The 15,735-nt window shown below is 62.4% G+C and carries 13 protein-coding genes; 6 read left to right on the top strand and 7 right to left on the bottom strand.

Going from position 1 to position 15,735, the window contains the following annotated elements:
• Window positions 1–118: 118 nt before the first annotated feature.
• The 5 genes from ACFFNA_RS14745 to ACFFNA_RS14725 all read right to left on the bottom strand — a co-directional run bounded on the left by ACFFNA_RS14745 (window position 119) and on the right by ACFFNA_RS14725 (window position 7,401).
• Entirely contained in the window at window positions 119–3,217 is a 3,099-nt protein-coding gene (locus tag ACFFNA_RS14745) for an efflux RND transporter permease subunit (RefSeq protein WP_378919300.1), read from the bottom strand.
• Complete coding sequence (locus tag ACFFNA_RS14740; protein ID WP_245445681.1) at window positions 3,217–4,182, bottom strand: efflux RND transporter periplasmic adaptor subunit; 966 nt, start codon at window positions 4,180–4,182, stop codon at window positions 3,217–3,219. Before ACFFNA_RS14740 ends, ACFFNA_RS14745 begins: the two co-directional genes overlap by 1 nt.
• 340 nt (window positions 4,183–4,522) lie before the next feature.
• Window positions 4,523–5,293 carry a 3-hydroxybutyrate dehydrogenase gene (locus ACFFNA_RS14735; RefSeq protein WP_111543043.1) on the bottom strand — a complete coding sequence of 257 codons (771 nt, stop codon included), beginning with the start codon at window positions 5,291–5,293 and terminating at the stop codon, window positions 4,523–4,525.
• A gap of 43 nt (window positions 5,294–5,336) precedes the next feature.
• Entirely contained in the window at window positions 5,337–6,122 is a 786-nt protein-coding gene (locus ACFFNA_RS14730) for an acetoacetate decarboxylase (protein WP_111543044.1), read from the bottom strand.
• Between the two features lie 106 nt (window positions 6,123–6,228).
• Window positions 6,229–7,401 (bottom strand): patatin-like phospholipase family protein, encoded by a 1,173-nt coding sequence (locus tag ACFFNA_RS14725; RefSeq protein WP_378919297.1) that lies wholly within the window; start codon window positions 7,399–7,401, stop codon window positions 6,229–6,231.
• A gap of 164 nt (window positions 7,402–7,565) precedes the next feature.
• On the opposite strand from ACFFNA_RS14725, the gene ACFFNA_RS14720 reads away from it, so the two are divergent.
• Complete coding sequence (locus tag ACFFNA_RS14720) at window positions 7,566–8,183, top strand: TetR/AcrR family transcriptional regulator (protein WP_378919295.1); 618 nt, start codon at window positions 7,566–7,568, stop codon at window positions 8,181–8,183.
• A gap of 593 nt (window positions 8,184–8,776) precedes the next feature.
• A complete protein-coding gene (locus ACFFNA_RS14715) occupies window positions 8,777–9,820 on the top strand; it encodes a LacI family DNA-binding transcriptional regulator (RefSeq protein WP_111543047.1) in 1,044 nt (347 codons plus the stop codon).
• A 15-nt stretch (window positions 9,821–9,835) separates the two neighbouring features.
• On the opposite strand, the gene ACFFNA_RS14710 is transcribed toward ACFFNA_RS14715, so the two are convergent.
• Together ACFFNA_RS14710 and ACFFNA_RS14705 are read right to left on the bottom strand one after the other, a co-directional pair.
• Window positions 9,836–10,867 carry an L-idonate 5-dehydrogenase gene (locus ACFFNA_RS14710; RefSeq protein ID WP_378919293.1) on the bottom strand — a complete coding sequence of 344 codons (1,032 nt, stop codon included), beginning with the start codon at window positions 10,865–10,867 and terminating at the stop codon, window positions 9,836–9,838.
• 15 nt (window positions 10,868–10,882) lie between these two features.
• Entirely contained in the window at window positions 10,883–11,851 is a 969-nt protein-coding gene (locus ACFFNA_RS14705) for a 2-hydroxyacid dehydrogenase (RefSeq protein WP_378919291.1), read from the bottom strand.
• Window positions 11,852–11,976: 125 nt separating this feature from the next.
• On the opposite strand from ACFFNA_RS14705, the gene ACFFNA_RS14700 reads away from it, so the two are divergent.
• From ACFFNA_RS14700 to ACFFNA_RS14685, 4 genes are all read left to right on the top strand, one after another.
• The gene (locus ACFFNA_RS14700) at window positions 11,977–12,714 is read left to right on the top strand and encodes an SDR family oxidoreductase (protein ID WP_245445788.1); all 738 of its coding nucleotides are present in this window, start codon (window positions 11,977–11,979) and stop codon (window positions 12,712–12,714) included.
• On the top strand, window positions 12,683–13,255 hold the full coding sequence (locus ACFFNA_RS14695) for a gluconokinase (RefSeq protein WP_378919289.1): 573 nt from the start codon (window positions 12,683–12,685) through the stop codon (window positions 13,253–13,255). Before ACFFNA_RS14700 ends, ACFFNA_RS14695 begins: the two co-directional genes overlap by 32 nt.
• Window position 13,256: 1 nt before the next feature.
• Window positions 13,257–14,141 carry an NAD(P)-dependent oxidoreductase gene (locus ACFFNA_RS14690; protein WP_378919287.1) on the top strand — a complete coding sequence of 295 codons (885 nt, stop codon included), beginning with the start codon at window positions 13,257–13,259 and terminating at the stop codon, window positions 14,139–14,141.
• A 78-nt stretch (window positions 14,142–14,219) separates the two neighbouring features.
• Window positions 14,220–15,716, top strand: a complete 1,497-nt coding sequence (locus ACFFNA_RS14685; protein ID WP_378919285.1) for a sugar ABC transporter ATP-binding protein — start codon at window positions 14,220–14,222, stop codon at window positions 15,714–15,716.
• Window positions 15,717–15,735 lie beyond the last annotated feature (19 nt).

Here is a 15,735-nt window from a genome sequence, read left to right as displayed (position 1 = left end):
ACGCCGGCTTGGTGAAGTGGATCCTCGCCAAGCCGAAACTCTCACCGATTTTGAAATGTTCAGGCGTACCACTGCCGATGTCACGCTTCCGGCCCGAACCGGCATGGCTATCCCTTTCTCAGTGCTGGAGGGCGAGAATGGGGATTGCCGGAACGGCGGGCGCTGCTATCGTTTCGTCCCTTTCCCGTATGCCGTTTACAGCGACATAAAGAGCCGGGAGGAAGACCAGCGTCAGCACGGTCGCGACGGCGAGCCCTCCGACGATGGCGTAGGCCATCGGTCCCCAGAACACGTCGTGCATGATCGGGATCATGCCGAGGATCGCGGCGGCCGCCGTCAGCATGATCGGCCGGAACCTGTGGGTGGTCGCGTCGATCACCGCCCTCCAGGGTTCGATACCCTGCGCCCGCTCGTGCTCAATTTGGTGGACCAGGATCACCGAGTTGCGGATGATCATACCGGCCAGCGCAATGATGCCGAGTGTCGCGATGAAGCCCATCGGCGTGTTTGTGGTGAGCAGCGCGGCGGCGACGCCGATGAGGCCGAGCGGCGCCACACTGATCACCATCGCCAGCTGGCGGAAGCTTCCGAGCTGCACCATAAGCACGGTGAGCATCAGGGTGATCATGAGCGGAAACTGGGCCAGCAGCGCGGCGTTGCTCTGCGCGCTCTTTTCGACCGTGCCTCCCGTCTCAAGCAACGTGCCAGCCGGCATCGACTTGCGCAGCCCCTCGATTGCGCCAGCGATTCGCCCGTGCACGGACGCTGGCTGCAGCCCAGGCAGCGGTTCCGCCTGCACGGTTATGGTGGGCAGACGGCCGCGGCGCCAGACATAGCCTTCATCGAGTTCGTACTGGAACTGCGCCAGCTCGCGCAGCGGAACTGAGGCACCAGTGGGCGTCGTGATCTGGAGATTGCGCAAGGCTTCGACGCTTGACCGCTCGTCGCTCTCGGCCCGCGCCACGACATCGACGAGGTAGATCGAGTCGCGGATCTGTGTAACGGTCGAACCGCTGATCACACGGTTGAGCGCCTGGGCAAGCTGCTCGGAGCTCAGGCCTGCCTGGCGAACCCGGTCCTGGTCGACGACAATGCGCAGCGCCTTGTTCTTCTCGGCCCAATCGTAGTTGACATTACGCACGAGCCCCGATGCTCGCAGAGTTTGCGCGACCTGCTCGGCATACTGCCTCGCCTCCTCAGTGGTCGGGGCGCTCACACGATATTGCACAGGCCAGCCGACGGGCGGTCCGAGCTCAAGGCGCGAGATGCGAACAGTCACGTCCGGAAAGCTGCCTGCGAACAGGGTCGCCAGCCTGGCCTGCACCCGGTCACGCGCCTCGAGGTCCTTGGTGACAACCACGGTCTCGGCCATGAAGTCGTTGTCGAGCTGCACGTCGAGAGGCAGGTAGAAGCGGATGGCGCCGCCTCCGACATAGGAGGAGAAGCGGGCGATGTCGGGGTCGCCGGCAAGCGCCTTCTCCAGCCGCTCCGTCTGCGCTTCGGTCGCAGCGATCGAGGCATTCTTTGGCAGGGTCATCGTCACGAGGAGCTCGGGTCGGTTGGACGTCGGGAAGAACTGCTGCTGCACGAAGCCCATGCCATAAAGGGAGGCGCCGAAGAGGATGACCGCCGCAGCGATGGTGGGCCAGCGGTGCCGCATGGCGAAGCCAAGCAGGCGTTCGAAAGCGCGCATGAAGCGGCCCGGCTCGACGTTTCCGTGCGCCTTCTTCGTGTGCGACGGCAGAAGAGAGAGACCAATCACCGGCGCGAAGACGACGGCCACGAACCATGAGGCAACGAGCGCCACCGCGATCACGACAAACAGCGAGAAGCAGTATTGTCCTGTGTTGCTGTCGGCGAAGCCGATCGGCAGGAAGCCGAGGATCGTAATCAGCGTTCCCGTCAGCATGGGGAAGGCGGTGGAGGTGTAGGCGAAGGTTGCCGCCTTGATCTTCTCCATACCTTCTTCGATCTTTGAGATCATCATCTCGATGGTGATCATGGCGTCATCGACGAGAAGCCCGAGCGCGATTATCAGGGCGCCGAGGGAGATGCGCTGCAGGCTGATGCCCAGCGCATTCATGGCCACAAAAACGATGGCAAGCACCAAGGGGATGGAGAGAGCGACCACAAGCCCGGCCCTGAAGCCGAGACTGAGGAAGCTGACCGCCAGCACGATGACGATCGCCTCTAAAAGTGCTTCGGTGAATCCGCCGATCGCTTCGTGCACGACCTCGGGCTGGTCCGACACGAGGTTGAGCTCAATGCCGACGGGAAAGCGCTGTTTCAGGCGTTCGGCCGCCTCGTGCAGGCCCTTGCCGAAGTCGAGATTGTTGCCGCCCTCCCGCATGTTGACGCCGATGCCGATCGCCGGCTTGCCGTTGACGCGGAACATCTTGCTGGGCGGGTCGCTGTAGCCGCGCTGGACCTGGGCGATGTCGGTCAGTTTGTAGAAGCGCCCGTCGATCCAGAGGTTGAGGTTGGCAATGCCGTCCGGCGACAGCAGGGAACCTGTGACGTCGACGAGCATAGTCTCCTGAGGCGTGTTGATGATGCCCGAAGGCGCCACGGCATTCTGCCGGGCGATCGCCGCCAGCACGTCGTCCAGGCTGAGCTTGAGGTTCGCGAGCTTTTGCGGCGAGAAGTTCAGATAGACCTTCTCATCCTGGTCGCCATAGATGTCGACCTTGCCGACGTCGGGCGCACGCAGGAACTCGCCCCGCGCGGTCTCAGCGAAGTCGCGCGCCTCGCGTGCGGTGAAGCCGTCATAGGTGATGCCGTAGATGGTTCCGAAGACGTCGCCAAATTCGTCGTTGAAGAAGGGCCCGACCACGCCTTGCGGCAGCGTCGCCCTTATGTCGCTGACCTTCTTGCGGACCTGGTACCAGATGTCACTAAGGTCGCGCTTGGGCGTCGATTCCTTGATGTAGACGAAAATCGTCGCCTGACCGGGCTTTGTGTAGCTCTTGATGTAATCGAGGTTCGGGGTCTCCTCGAGCTTCTTTTCGATCCTGTCCGTCACTTGCTTGAGCGTGTCAGCCGTGGTGGCCCCCGGCCAGTTTGCCTGGACCACCATGGTCTGTACGGTGAAATCCGGATCTTCCTGGCGGCCGAGCCGCTCGTAGGCGCTCGCTCCGCCAATGACGCAGATGAGCATGAGGAAGACGACGAGGGCGCGGTTGTGGACGGCCCATTCGGAGAGATTGAAGCGTGTCATCACTTGACCTCCGTCTCTGGGTTCACAAGGTCACCGTCGGCGAGCGAATTGACGCCGGCGGTCACCACCTTCTCCCCAGCGGACAGTCCGTGGCTCACCACGATCGAGTCCGCATCGAATTCGACAAGCTTGACCTCGCGGCGCTGCACCTTGTCGTCTTGGCCGACCACCCAAACCTGCGGCTGGCCTCCGGACTGCAGCAGCGCGCTCGGTGGCAATGTCGCAACCTCCTGACCTCCTTCGCTTTCGACGCGACCGACAACGACTGCCCCGAGGCGCATCTCCGCCGGCGGCGAAGCCAGCGCCACCTTCACCTGATAGGTGCCTGTCGCGCTGTCGGCCTCTGGCGAAATCTCGCGGATCGTGCCGGTGACGGCGATGTCGAGACGACCCTGCAGCGATACGTTCACCGCCATGCCGAGCTTTGCCCGTGTGACATCATTGGTGGCCACCGCGAACACCGCCTCGCGTGCGTCATTGCCGGAAATCTCGACGACCATCTGGCCCGCAGCCACGACCTGACCCGGGTCGGCTCCGGTCGCCGTCACCACACCATCGTCGGGCGCAAGGAGCTGGGTATAGCTTAGCTGGTTCCGCGCGATACGCAGATTGGCTTCGGTCGCCTGGACCTCCGCTCGTGCGCTCTGCAGCGACTTGAGCGCGTCATCGTGCTGGGAATGTGTGGCGAAGCCCTTGCCGAGCAGGATTCTGAAGCGTTCCTCCTGTGCGGATGCTTGGGCGAGCGCGGCCCTTGCTGCATCGACGTCGGCCTCGGCCGCGGTCACCTTGTTCTGGTAGTCGACGGCACTGAGCTCCGCGAGCTTCTGGCCCTTCTTGACCATTGCGCCCATGTCGACCTCGCGCGAGAGCATTCGACCGCCGACCTCGAAGCCAACCGCGCTCACATAACGCGATCGGATGCGGCCGGCGCCCTGCGCCACCAGGGCGAGCTTGTGAGGCGTCACCACGACGACCCGTGTCGGCCGTGGCGCTGATGGTGCGGCAGTTTCTTCTTCAGAACAGCCGGAAAGACAAAGGCAGGCGATACAGGCAGAAAGGAACAGACCTGAGGGCAGGCGCATGAGAGCCTCCGTTGGAACGGTGGGTTGAAGGGATCGATGGTTTTGCTAGCGCGGCGAGTTCGCCATTGCCCAATTTGATTTTAAACTTTTAAGTCAAATCGACGATATAGTCAATATGAGATTTGCGCAATTGTGCAATGCAAAAAAGATAGGGGGATTGTAAAGATTGATCTGTAGGCAGGGCAGAGCGAAAGACGGGCAAAGGCACGCCTCTCTGACGCGCCTACTGCATGAACCACCCGTGACTCACCACGATCGACTGGCCGGTCAGCGCGTTCGACGGGAACGCCGCCAGGAACAGCGCTGCTTCCGCCACGTCCTGCACGGTCGTGAACTCACCGTCGACCGTTTCCCTCAGCATCACCGTCTTGACCACGTCCGCTGCGGAGATTCCGAGCTCGCGCGCCTGCTCCGGGATCTGTTTTTCCACCAGCGGCGTGCGGACGAATCCAGGGCAGATCACGTTGGCGCGGACGCCATGGGCGGCCCCCTCCTTGGCCACGACCTTGGCCAAGCCTATCAGGCCGTGCTTGGCGGTGACATATGGAGCCTTGAATGGAGACGCCTCCTTGGAGTGGACGGATCCCATGTAGATGATGCTGCCGCTGTTCTGGCGGTACATCTGCCGCAAGGCGGCACGGGTGGTCAGGAAGGCTCCATCCAGGTGGATGGAAAGCAACTTCCTCCATTTCTCGAAATCGAACTCGACGAGCGGCGCGACGATCTGGACGCCGGCGTTGCTGACAAGGACGTCGAGGCGCCCGAAGGTTTCGATAGCCCGCGCCATTCCGCTCTCGACCTGCTCCTCGTTGCTAACGTCCATGCCAACCCCGAGCGCCCGCTGAGCGGCTGGATCGATCTCAAGGGCCGTCTCCTGGGCCGCCTTCAGGTCAAGATCCGCGATGACCACCTTTGCCCCCTCGCGGGCGAAGGTAAGGGCAATCTCCTTGCCAATGCCGCTCGCAGCTCCGGTGATTACCACGACCTTGTCCATGAGCCGACCACCGGCGTCACCTGCCCAATTGTTAGATAGAGCTTCATTCTGCGAACGCATGGATTCTTCCTTTCAGATCGCCAGGCTCGGATTTCGCGAGGTAGTCATGAACGACCTTGCCGAGTGCGAGTGTGAGATCGGCGACGATGTGCATCGCCGAAACCACCTCCAGCACCGGCAGCTCGGCGACAGGAGCCAGCGCATGCGACCAGAGGTTCAGGGATGCCGGGCCGGTCCAGGCGCCTCTCAGATCGACGTCCTCCAGGTGATACTCCACGAGCTCGCAGATGCGCGGCGTGCCGTCGACATGGGGAATGATCTTGAGGAGGAAGTTCGGCTCCGCGAGGGAACTCTTCACTGCCGAGAGGTCGGCTGCTTCGTGCTTGTAGCCCATGGTGGCCGTAGCAACACGGACCGGGCCGTAATCAAGCGTACCCACCAAGGTGTCAGTCTCAGTGCGGAGCGTCGGACTCGCAAGCTTCTTGGGAAATCCCCACAGCTCGCGCCCTGCGGCAATCGGTGGGTGGTCGTTAAGAAACATGCAGTGGGTGTAGCTGCCCTTGCGGCCGCGGAACGTGACAGGGATGACCTGTCCGCTTTCCGTGTAGTCGCCGAAGCCCGTCGAGTCCGGCATGCGGATGAACTCGAATTTCACGAGGGGTTCGGATAGTTCGAGTGGCTCCGGCACAAGACCGCGCAGCTTTTTCGGATCGGTCCGATAGGTGATGATCAGATATTCGCGGTTTCGGAAGCGATACGGACCGACCGGATAGGCTGGACTGGTCAGGGGCATGGCGAAAGCCGTTGCCCGGACGGTGTCTTGATGCATGGTTGAAGAGTTCCTTCAATTGTTGAAGTGGATGGCTTGCATTGAAAGGAGTTGCACAGGGCTTGCGATTGGACTGAGCACGTCAGGCATCTCCCATTGCAGGCGCCTATTCCCGCCCGTCCTCGGCAAGATCGTAGGTGCTCACCCCTTCCAGATTGTCGGGCCGTTGCAATGCCTCGGGATGGCGTAACGTGCGCACGGCGTCGAAGTAGCCGGCGCGCCAATGCTCCTCCATGGACAGCCTCGAAAACTCATAATCCTTCGAGTACCCCTCATGCTGTTTTGAGCGATATATCAGGTGAACGAGTTTGTAGACCTTATGGTCCGCGATCGAGCTCAGTGCGGTTGCTTCCTCGCTGTCGAGCAACTCGGGCGGCAGTTTTGAAAGAAGGCTCGCGAGGGTGTGTCGGGCACGTTGATACTGCTTGAACTGATCGGTATGCGCGCGTGTGCGGCTCGAATACTGTATTTCCTTCTGCCGCGTCGCGACCTCGGACAGATTGCGAGGAAACTCGCCGCGCGCGCTCCAGAGATCCACCTGGAAGGCGAGGGTGTCCTGCCGTGCCCCATGTTCGACTACCCATTGCAGCGGCGTGTTCGAGATAAGGCCGCCGTCCCAGTAGAATTCGCCGTCGATCTCGACGGCGGGGAAGCCAGGCGGAAGCGATCCGCTGGCCATCACGTGCTCGGGGCGGATTGTATGCTGATCATTGTCGAAATAGACGAAATTTCCGGAGCGCACGTTTACGGCACCGACGCTGAAGCGCATGCGGCCGGCGTTGATCCGGTCGAAGTCGACGAGCCGCTCTAGTGTGCTCTTCAGATGTTTGGTTTCGTAGAAGCTCGTTCCTTCGAGGGAGCCGTCCGTTTGCAGCCAGGGAACGGGCTGCCGCAGGCTGAAGAAGCCTGGGGCACCGGCGACGAGCGCGCAGGCCGCACTGAACTGATTGAAGAGCGAGCGGGGCAGGTCTCCTTTCGGAGCGAGTGTGGGCGCGGCGGCAGCCCAATCGAGAAGTGGGTTCGCCGTGATCTCGCGCCAGAAGGCCCGCAGCTTCTGAACCCGTTCGGTGGGTTCATTGCCGGCTATGATGGCCGCATTGATGGCACCGATCGAGACCCCGGCGACCCAGTCTGGATGGATATCGGCCTCGGCGAGAGCCTCGTAGACTCCAGCTTGATAGGCTCCGAGCGCGCCGCCACCCTGCAACACCAGGGCAACGCATTCGAACGGGAGAGGCCGTTTTGCTGTTCTGAAGTCTTTTCGGGACAGTACATTCATGGGGATGCTGTTCCTTCTCATCTGAAAGCGATAGGGCTGCAGGGGAGCCCGAGTGGGGCCGGTCGAATTCGCCGGCTCAATTTCAATTTGCATCTTTAGGTCAAATCGACTATATGGTCAATATGAGATTTTAGTAATGGTGCAATGCAAAAAAGGTATGACGGATGGCGAAGGTTGATTTGGCGCGCAGGGCGGAGATCGGACGCGAGAAGCGGGAAAGGACGCGCACGCTGATCGTGGACGCAGGGGCGATGCTGCTGGCTGAGCGGCTTCGCGAGGCCCTCACGGTGGATGCAGTGGTAGAGGCAGCAGGTGTCGCGAAGGGCACCTTCTACTATCACTTCCAGAGCATCGATGAATTGGCCTCAGCCGTAGGCGAGAAGCTCGGGGAGAGCTTTGACGCCGTGCTGACGCCTGCGCGCCTGGAACTACAAGATCCAATAGAACGCCTCTCCTTCGCCTTCACGCAATTCTTGGAAAAGGCGATCTCGGACCCCAACTGGGCCCGGCTGGTCGTTCAGAGTTCTCACTCACCAACGGAATTTGCGCGAGGGATCCGGAATAACCTCAAGGCGGATATTGCCGAGGCGATTGTTCAGGGCCGCCTGAGCGTTCGGGACGCAGAGTTGGCAGTCGACATCGTGATCGGTATATGGCTGCAGGTGACGCGCGGCATCCTCGAACGAGGCGCCCGGCCCGAATTGATACGCCAGGCTGTCGAGGCGGTGCTGCGCGCGCTTGGTTCATCGCAGTCGGAGCAGCGTAAGGCCACGAAGAAATGATAGCGGTGGGCGAATGTCCGGCTTCGATGCGGTCCAGGCGCTGATTGCCTCCCACCTCGATCAGGATTTTCCGAGACCTTGGTTTGAAGGCAACTTATGTTCGCAAAGGAGGCATTGGGGTTAGCTAAAGTCGACTGTACGGGTTCGCGGGCCCATGCGGAACGATACGGGAAGACTTCTGATTTTTGCCCACGAAAAAGCCAATGAAATCAATGATTTTGATACGCCATCCGGGCCCACCAAAGTATTAAACATCTGATTTTGTTGAATTTTTTACTCGTTTTGTTTTTGCGTTTTGGACTCGAACCTCTCTGGGTCTTTTACGGAATCCACCTAGGCACCAGGACGGCGCGGGAAGACCTGGTAGCAGATCAAAAGTGTGACCGCGGCCCAAACCAGTGCTCATGACCATGTCTACACACAATCGGGCCTCGTATGTGGCTGTTGTCTTGTTGATATGGTATCGATAACATGCCTTTGCGTGAAGTTGATTCCAATGGGTGGTTCATGAGCGATGCCGGACGCCGCAGAGACAGTGTGCCCGAGCGTCTAGCGCTTTCCTCGGGCAGACCGCAGCCGGCCGGTGGAGCGGCATGATGGCCAAGGCTGCCTCATCGAGGCCCATCGAAAGCCATGCGCCGACTATGGTTGACGTGGCGCTGCGGGCAGGTGTGTCCACCATGACGGTTTCGCGCGCCCTGAAGGAGGGCAGCCGGGTGTCCAAGGCCACGCGGGAAAAGATCATGGCTGCGGTCAACGACCTTGGTTACGTGCTCGACCAGTCAGCCGGCAGCCTGTCCTCGCGCAAGACGGGGTTCGTCGCCGCTATCGTCCCTTCGATCAACAATTCCAACTTCGCCGACACTGCTCGCGGCATTACCGACGAGCTTGAAAGCACGGGGCTGCAACTTCTGCTCGGCTACACCGACTACACGGCTGAGAAGGAAGAAAGGCTGATCGAGGCGATGTTCCGCCGGCGGCCGGAAGGCATCATCCTGACCGGCGGCGCTCATACGGATCGCGCCCGCCGCCTTCTGAAGAGCGCCGGCATTCCCGTGGTCGAAACCTGGGAGTTGCCGGTAAAGCCGATCGATCAGGTGGTCGGGTTCTCCAACGAAGAGGCGATGGGGCTTCTCGTCAAGACGCTCGCCAGGAAGGGCTACCGAAAATTCGGCTACATCGGTGGTACGACCTCGCGCGACACGCGCGGCAGCCAGCGGCGTGAAGGCTTCATAAGAGCCATTGAGGAACTCGGCCTGCCGCCCGGTCGCCTCGTTTCCTTCGGCGTGCCACCGATCTCCATCGAGCAGGGCGGCCAAGCCGTAGTCAGCATGCTGGAGCGCTGGCCGGACACTGAGGCCGTGCTCTGCGTTTCGGATCTCTCGGCCTTTGGCGCGCTGATGGAATGCAAGCGCCGGGGTATGCGGGTGCCGCAGGACATCGCCATCGCCGGTTTTGGCGACTATGAGGTCGCCGCCTTCTGCCATCCCGGCATCACCACCGTGAATGTCGACTGCTACGGCATCGGGCAACAGGCTGCCCGAAGACTGATCCAGGTGATCCGCGGCGACGGGAAACGGCACGGTCAAGAAATCGTCCTGACCGGCTACCGTGTCGTCGAGCGCGAAAGCACCTGACGTTGCCGCGTCGGTTCAGAACGCGATCTGGACCTTCATCGACTTGTTCCGGTCACCGGCGATCTCGAAAGCCGCAACCGCCTCGTCGAGCGGATAAATGCCGGTCAGCAGCGGTTTGACATCCACCCGGCGGCGATTGATCAGATCGACGGCGAGCGCGAACTCGTCGTGGAAGCGGAAGCTGCCGCGCATCTCGATCTCCTTGGCGACGATCAGGTTCTGCGGGATCGACACGTCGCCGCCGAGACCGAGCTGCATCAGCACGCCGCGCGGCTTCAGAACATCGAGGCCGGCCCGCACGGCGCGTTCGTTGCCCGAGGCCTCGAACATCACGTCGAAACTGCCCTTGTCGACATTGTAGGCGGCGAGCTTTTCACTGTTGGTCGCAACATTGATGGTGCGGTCGGCGCCGATCTCCAGGGCCTTGGCCAGCACGCCGTCCATGACATCGGTGGCGACGATTTCGCGCGCACCGTGGGCTCTGGCGGCGAGAATGCAAAGCGCGCCGATCGGCCCGCAGCCGGTGACCAGAACGCGCTTGCCGAGCAGCGAGCCGGCGCGGTTCATGGCATGCAGCGTCACCGCAAAGGGCTCAGCGAAAGCGGCTTCGTTGATGGAAACGTGGTCGGCTATTCTGTGGCACTGCCACGCCTCGGCGACCAGGCGCTGGCGGAACGCGCCCTGGATGTGCGGCATCGGCATGGCGCTGCCGTAGAAGCGCATGTTGAGGCACTGGTTCTGCATGCCTTGCAGGCAGTAGCGGCAGGCATTGCAGGGGCGGCTGGGCGAGATAGCGACGCGGTCGCCGATGGCAAGGGCGGAAACGCCGCCGCCGATGGCCTTCACCGTGCCGGCAACCTCGTGGCCGAGGATCATCGGCTCGCGCAGGCGGATAGTGCCGAAACCGCCATGATTGTAGTAGTGCAGATCCGAACCGCAGATGCCGCCGGCTTCGACGGCGATTTCGACCTGCCCATCGCCGAGGACGCCCGGATCGGTCTCTTCGATCCTCAGGTCCTTTGCGGCGTGGATAACGATGGACTTCATGAAGATGATCCTCTCTCAGACGACAGGCGTCAGCAAGGTCCGCCCACCGAAATGGGCCGCGAGATTGTCGCGAACCAACTGACCCATGGCCTTGCGGGTCTCCACCGTGCCGCTGCCATGGTGCGGTTGCAGCACGACGTTGGAAAGTCTTCCGAAGCGCTCGTCGATCGTCGGCTCGTTCCAGAACACGTCGAGTCCGGCGCCCTTGATCGCGCCGGATTCCAGTGCGGTGAGCAGCGCCGTTTCGTCGACGGTGCTGCCGCGTGAGATGTTGATCAGGATGCCATCCGGCCCGAGCGCTGCCAGAATCTCTGCATTGACGATGTTCTTCGTGCCTTGGCCGCCGGCCAGCGTCACGATCAGGAACTCGCTCTGGCGCGCCAACTCGACCAGATTGCCGACGAAGTCGTAGGGCAGGTCGTCGTGTCTGCGGGTGCTGAAATAGGCGATCTCGCAGTCGAAGGCAGCCGCGCGCCGGGCCACCGCCTTGCCGATGCGGCCCATGCCGACAATGCCCAGCCTCTTCCCATAAACGCGCGTCACCAGCGGCATGTTGGCCTTGCGCCAGCTGCCAGCGCGCACATAGGCGTCGGCCTGCGGAATCTGGCGCGCCACGGCGAGCAGCAGCCCGATGCCGATATCGGCCACATCCTCGGTCAGCACGTCTGGCGTGTTGGTGACGCGGATGCGGTTTTCCCTGGTGTAGGCAAGGTCGATGGCGTCGGTGCCCATGCCATAGCAGGAGACGATTTCGAGCTTCGGCAGTTTCGCCATCAGCGCAGCGCTGGCGCCAAGTTCGCCGCGGGTCGCGATGGCACGGATGGCATCGGCATGGCTTGAAATCAACGCGTCCCTGTCGTCGACCTGCCAAAGCTTGTGGACGCGATATTTCGCTTCGAGGTCTGCCATGTCCCATTCCGGATAGGGTCCGGTCATCAATATGTCGGTCACGGCATCGTCTCCCGCGCTACTGCATTTTTCCATTGACTATGTTATCGATAACATTCATGTCAATAGGCACTGGCGGCGGAGCGGTGGAAATCGTATCCCGATTCAGGGACATTCCTCGGGAGGAGCACTTGAGCAGTTCGTTGTTCGATTTGACCGGCATGCGGGCGCTGGTCACGGGTTCGGGGCAGGGCATCGGCCTGGCCTTGGCGGAGGGGCTGGCGCAGCACGGCGCCGAAATCGTGCTCAACGGCCGCAGCCCCGAAAAAGTCAAAACGGCTGCGGATGCGCTGACCGCGAAGGGATACAAGGTCGATAGCGCCGTCTTCGACGTCACCGATCATGCTGCGGTGGCGAACGGTGTCGCCGAGATCGAGACGACGATCGGCGCCATCGATATCCTTATCAACAATGCCGGCATGCAGTTCCGCATGCCGCTCGAGGATTTTCCCGCCGACAAATGGGACGAGTTGCTGCGCACCAACATCTCCAGCGTGTTCTTCGTCGGGCAAGCGGTGGCGCGCCACATGATCCCGCGGCGACGCGGCAAGATCATCAACATCGCTTCGGTGCAGAGCGAGCTGGCACGGACCAACATTGCGCCCTATACGGCCACGAAAGGCGCGGTGCGCAACCTGACGCGCGGCATGTGCGCCGACTGGGCCAAGCATGGCCTGCAGATCAATTCCATCGCACCGGGCTACTTCAAGACGCCGCTCAACCAGGCGCTGGTCGACAATCCCGAATTTTCAACCTGGCTGACCAACCGCACGCCGGCAGGACGCTGGGGCGACGTCGGCGAACTGGTCGGCGCGGCAGTGTTCCTGGCCGGACCGGCCTCATCCTTTGTCAATGGACACACGCTTTATGTCGATGGCGGCATCACGACCTGTCTTTGAACCCGCGCTCATTGTCGTGATGGGCGTCAGCGGCTGCGGCAAGACCAGAGTTGGCGTCGAGATCGCCGCGCGGCTTGGCCTTGCCTTCGTCGAAGGCGATACGCTGCATCCGCGTGGCAATGTCGAAAAAATGTCGGCGGGCATACCGCTTGCCGACGACGATCGCTGGCCCTGGCTGGATCTGGTCGGCGCGGCCTTGCGCCAGGCGCGTGAGGAGGGCCGCGGGCTCGTCGTCTCTTGCTCGGCGCTGAAGAAATCCTATCGCGATCGGCTTCGCCATGCGGCAGGCGGGCCGCTGTTTTTCGTATTCCTGGAGGGGTCGCGCTCGCTGCTGCAAGCCAGGCTCGCCGCGCGTCGCGACCACTTCTTCCCGCCGGCGCTGCTCGACAGCCAATTCGCCGCGCTGGAACATCCTGACGACGAAAAGCTGGTGGTCACAGTGGACATCGACGCCCCCGTCGACAGCATCGCCGATGCGGCGTTGCAGGGCCTGGGCGCCTTCGGGATCGCCCCCGCCAGGATAAGGAAAGAGGCTCGTTGAGATGACGCAAGCTGCAAAAGTCGCCGTTGTCGGTGCCGGCATCATGGGATCGGCGATCGCTACCCGCCTGATTGAGGCCAACCAGGCCGTCACCGTGTTCGATCTGGACAAGGCCAAGGTTGCTGCCCTGACCGCGAAGGGCGCGGCTGTCGCCGCGTCGGTTGCCGAGGCAACGCGAGCGAGCGACTTCGTCATCCTCAGCCTCAACCATGCCGATATCGTGCGTTCGGTGGTGTTCGGCGATGCCGGTGTCGCGGCTGCGGCATCATCCGACAAGCTGCTGATCGACATGTCGTCGATCGACCCGGCCGACACCGCTGAGATGGCGAAGAAGTTCGCGGCCGAGACCGGCATGAAATGGCTCGACTGCCCGCTTTCGGGCGGCGTTCCCGGCGCGCTGGCCGGCCGGCTGACCGTCATGGCGGGCGGTGAGCCGGCAGACTTCGAACACGCGCGCACGGTGATGCGGCATCTCTGCGCCAACTACACGCTGATGGGCCCGAGCGGGGCAGGGCAGACGACCAAGCTGATCAACCAGCTGTTCTGCGCGGTGCTGTTCCAGGCCGTCGCCGAAGCGGTGAAGCTCGCCGAAGCCGGCGGCGTCGATCCGAAGGCCATCCCGGCCGCACTCAAGGGCGGGCGGGCCGATTCCAGCATCATGCAGGAGTTCATGGCAAAATTCGCCGCCCGCGATTTTTCAGCCACCGGCCGCATCGACAACATGCTGAAGGACCTGGATTCGCTGCAGGCCTTTGCGCTGAAGACCAAGACGCCGATGCCGATGACCGGGCAGGTGGTTGAGATCCACCGCCTGCTCTGCGCCGCTGGACTGGGGCCTAGGGATTCCGCCGAAATGATGCGGCTGCTCGACGGCAAGACCAGCTAAGCGGAGAGCCAATTTTGTCGCTTGACGCTCAGAAATGTTATCGATAACATCATTTGGCGATCTCGGGAGGAACGCTTTGTGACCGAAGAAAAACTGATCGAGTTCAAGTCGATTACCAAGGAGTTCGGCGGCACCCGCGCGCTCTCCGACGTGACGCTCGATCTGCACAAGGGCGAGATCCTGGCACTGCTCGGCGAGAATGGCGCCGGCAAGTCGACGCTGATCAAGACGCTCGCCGGCATCTACCGTCCCGATGGCGGCAGCATCCTGTTTCGCGGCGAGCCCTATCATCATCGCCCGCCGCGGCCGAACCAGCGCCAATCCGTCGCCTTCATTCACCAGGATCTCGGCCTGATCGAATGGATGACGGTCGGCGAAAATGTCGGCCTCGCCCAGGGATTTTCGCGGCGCTCCGGTCTCATCGACTGGCGTTCCACCGAAAAGCGGGCGCACGAGGCCCTAAAGCTGGTCGGCTGCGATTTCGATCCGACGACGCGCGTCGAGGATCTAACGCGCACCGAGAAATCGCTGGTCGCCATCGCCCGCGCTCTGGCCACCGAGGCCGATGTGCTGGTGCTCGACGAGCCGACCGCCAGCCTTCCGGCCGACGAGGTCGACCGCCTCTTCGACGCCATCCGCCCGCTCAAGCAGCGCGGCGTTGGCATGATCTATGTCTCGCATCGCCTCGACGAGATCTTTCGCATCGCCGACCGCGTCGCGGTGCTGCGCGACGGCAGGCTGGTTGGTCAAAAGAAGGTCGCCGATACAAGGCCGGACGAACTTGTCGAGATGATCGTCGGTCGGCCGGTCAGCCAGGTTTTCAGCAAAGCCCAGACGCAGGCCGGCGAGACGGTGTGCGCCGTCCGTAACCTGGTCTGCGCCGGTGCAGGCCCGGTGTCGTTCGACGTGCGCAAAGGCGAGTTGCTCGGCCTGGTCGGCCTGCGCGGCGCCGGGCAAGAACTGGTCGGCCGGGCGCTGTTTGGCTGCCAGGCCTTTTCCGGCTCGGTGGCCATCAATGGCGTTACGCCCGATCTGTCGAGCCCGATCGCGGCGATGTCGGCCGGTGTTGGGCTCATCGCCCGCGACCGGACCGAAGAATCCATCGCGGCCTCCTTGTCGATCCGCGAAAACAGTTTTCTCAATCCCGGCGCCGGCAAGCGCGGCCTGTTCTCCTTTCTGGCGCCACACAAGGAGGCCGCCCTGGCGCAAGTGATCGGCGGCTCGGTCGGGCTGCGCCCCAACGATCCGAACCTGCCGATCGAGGCGTTGTCGGGCGGCAACCAGCAAAAGGTGGTCGTCGGCCGCTGGCTCCACACCGGCCGCACCTTGCTGATCGCCGAGGATCCGACGGCCGGCGTCGATGTCGGCGCCAAGGCCGAGATTTACCGGTTGATCGGCCGGGCGCTCGAAGCCGGCCTCGTCGTCGTCGTGGTGTCGACCGATTTCGAGGAGATTGCCCATATCTGCCACCGCGCCTTGGTGTTTTCGCGCGGACAGATCGTGCGCGAACTCACCGGCGACAAACTGACCACATCCGCCGTGATCACCGCGGCATCGGCTTCCGAAGCCGCCTGATTTTTCTGGGAGCGAGTTC

Origin of the sequence: Mesorhizobium kowhaii, assembly GCF_042431665.1 — a bacterium.
GTDB classification, from domain to species: domain Bacteria; phylum Pseudomonadota; class Alphaproteobacteria; order Rhizobiales; family Rhizobiaceae; genus Mesorhizobium; species Mesorhizobium kowhaii.
This window is presented reverse-complemented; position numbering and strand designations above follow the sequence as displayed.

What these genes read in the sequence shown, in the direction of transcription:
- ACFFNA_RS14720 (WP_378919295.1), top strand. Translation starts at nt 7,566, where the DNA reads ATGGCGAAGGTTGATTTGGCGCGCAGGGCGGAGATCGGACGCGAGAAG.
- ACFFNA_RS14725 (WP_378919297.1), bottom strand. Translation starts at nt 7,401, where the DNA reads ATGAATGTACTGTCCCGAAAAGACTTCAGAACAGCAAAACGGCCTCTC.
- ACFFNA_RS14745 (WP_378919300.1), bottom strand. Translation starts at nt 3,217, where the DNA reads ATGACACGCTTCAATCTCTCCGAATGGGCCGTCCACAACCGCGCCCTC.
- ACFFNA_RS14695 (WP_378919289.1), top strand. Translation starts at nt 12,683, where the DNA reads ATGTCGATGGCGGCATCACGACCTGTCTTTGAACCCGCGCTCATTGTC.
- ACFFNA_RS14735 (WP_111543043.1), bottom strand. Translation starts at nt 5,293, where the DNA reads ATGGACAAGGTCGTGGTAATCACCGGAGCTGCGAGCGGCATTGGCAAG.
- ACFFNA_RS14715 (WP_111543047.1), top strand. Translation starts at nt 8,777, where the DNA reads ATGATGGCCAAGGCTGCCTCATCGAGGCCCATCGAAAGCCATGCGCCG.
- ACFFNA_RS14690 (WP_378919287.1), top strand. Translation starts at nt 13,257, where the DNA reads ATGACGCAAGCTGCAAAAGTCGCCGTTGTCGGTGCCGGCATCATGGGA.
- ACFFNA_RS14700 (WP_245445788.1), top strand. Translation starts at nt 11,977, where the DNA reads ATGCGGGCGCTGGTCACGGGTTCGGGGCAGGGCATCGGCCTGGCCTTG.
- ACFFNA_RS14730 (WP_111543044.1), bottom strand. Translation starts at nt 6,122, where the DNA reads ATGCATCAAGACACCGTCCGGGCAACGGCTTTCGCCATGCCCCTGACC.
- ACFFNA_RS14710 (WP_378919293.1), bottom strand. Translation starts at nt 10,867, where the DNA reads ATGAAGTCCATCGTTATCCACGCCGCAAAGGACCTGAGGATCGAAGAG.
- ACFFNA_RS14705 (WP_378919291.1), bottom strand. Translation starts at nt 11,851, where the DNA reads ATGGAAAAATGCAGTAGCGCGGGAGACGATGCCGTGACCGACATATTG.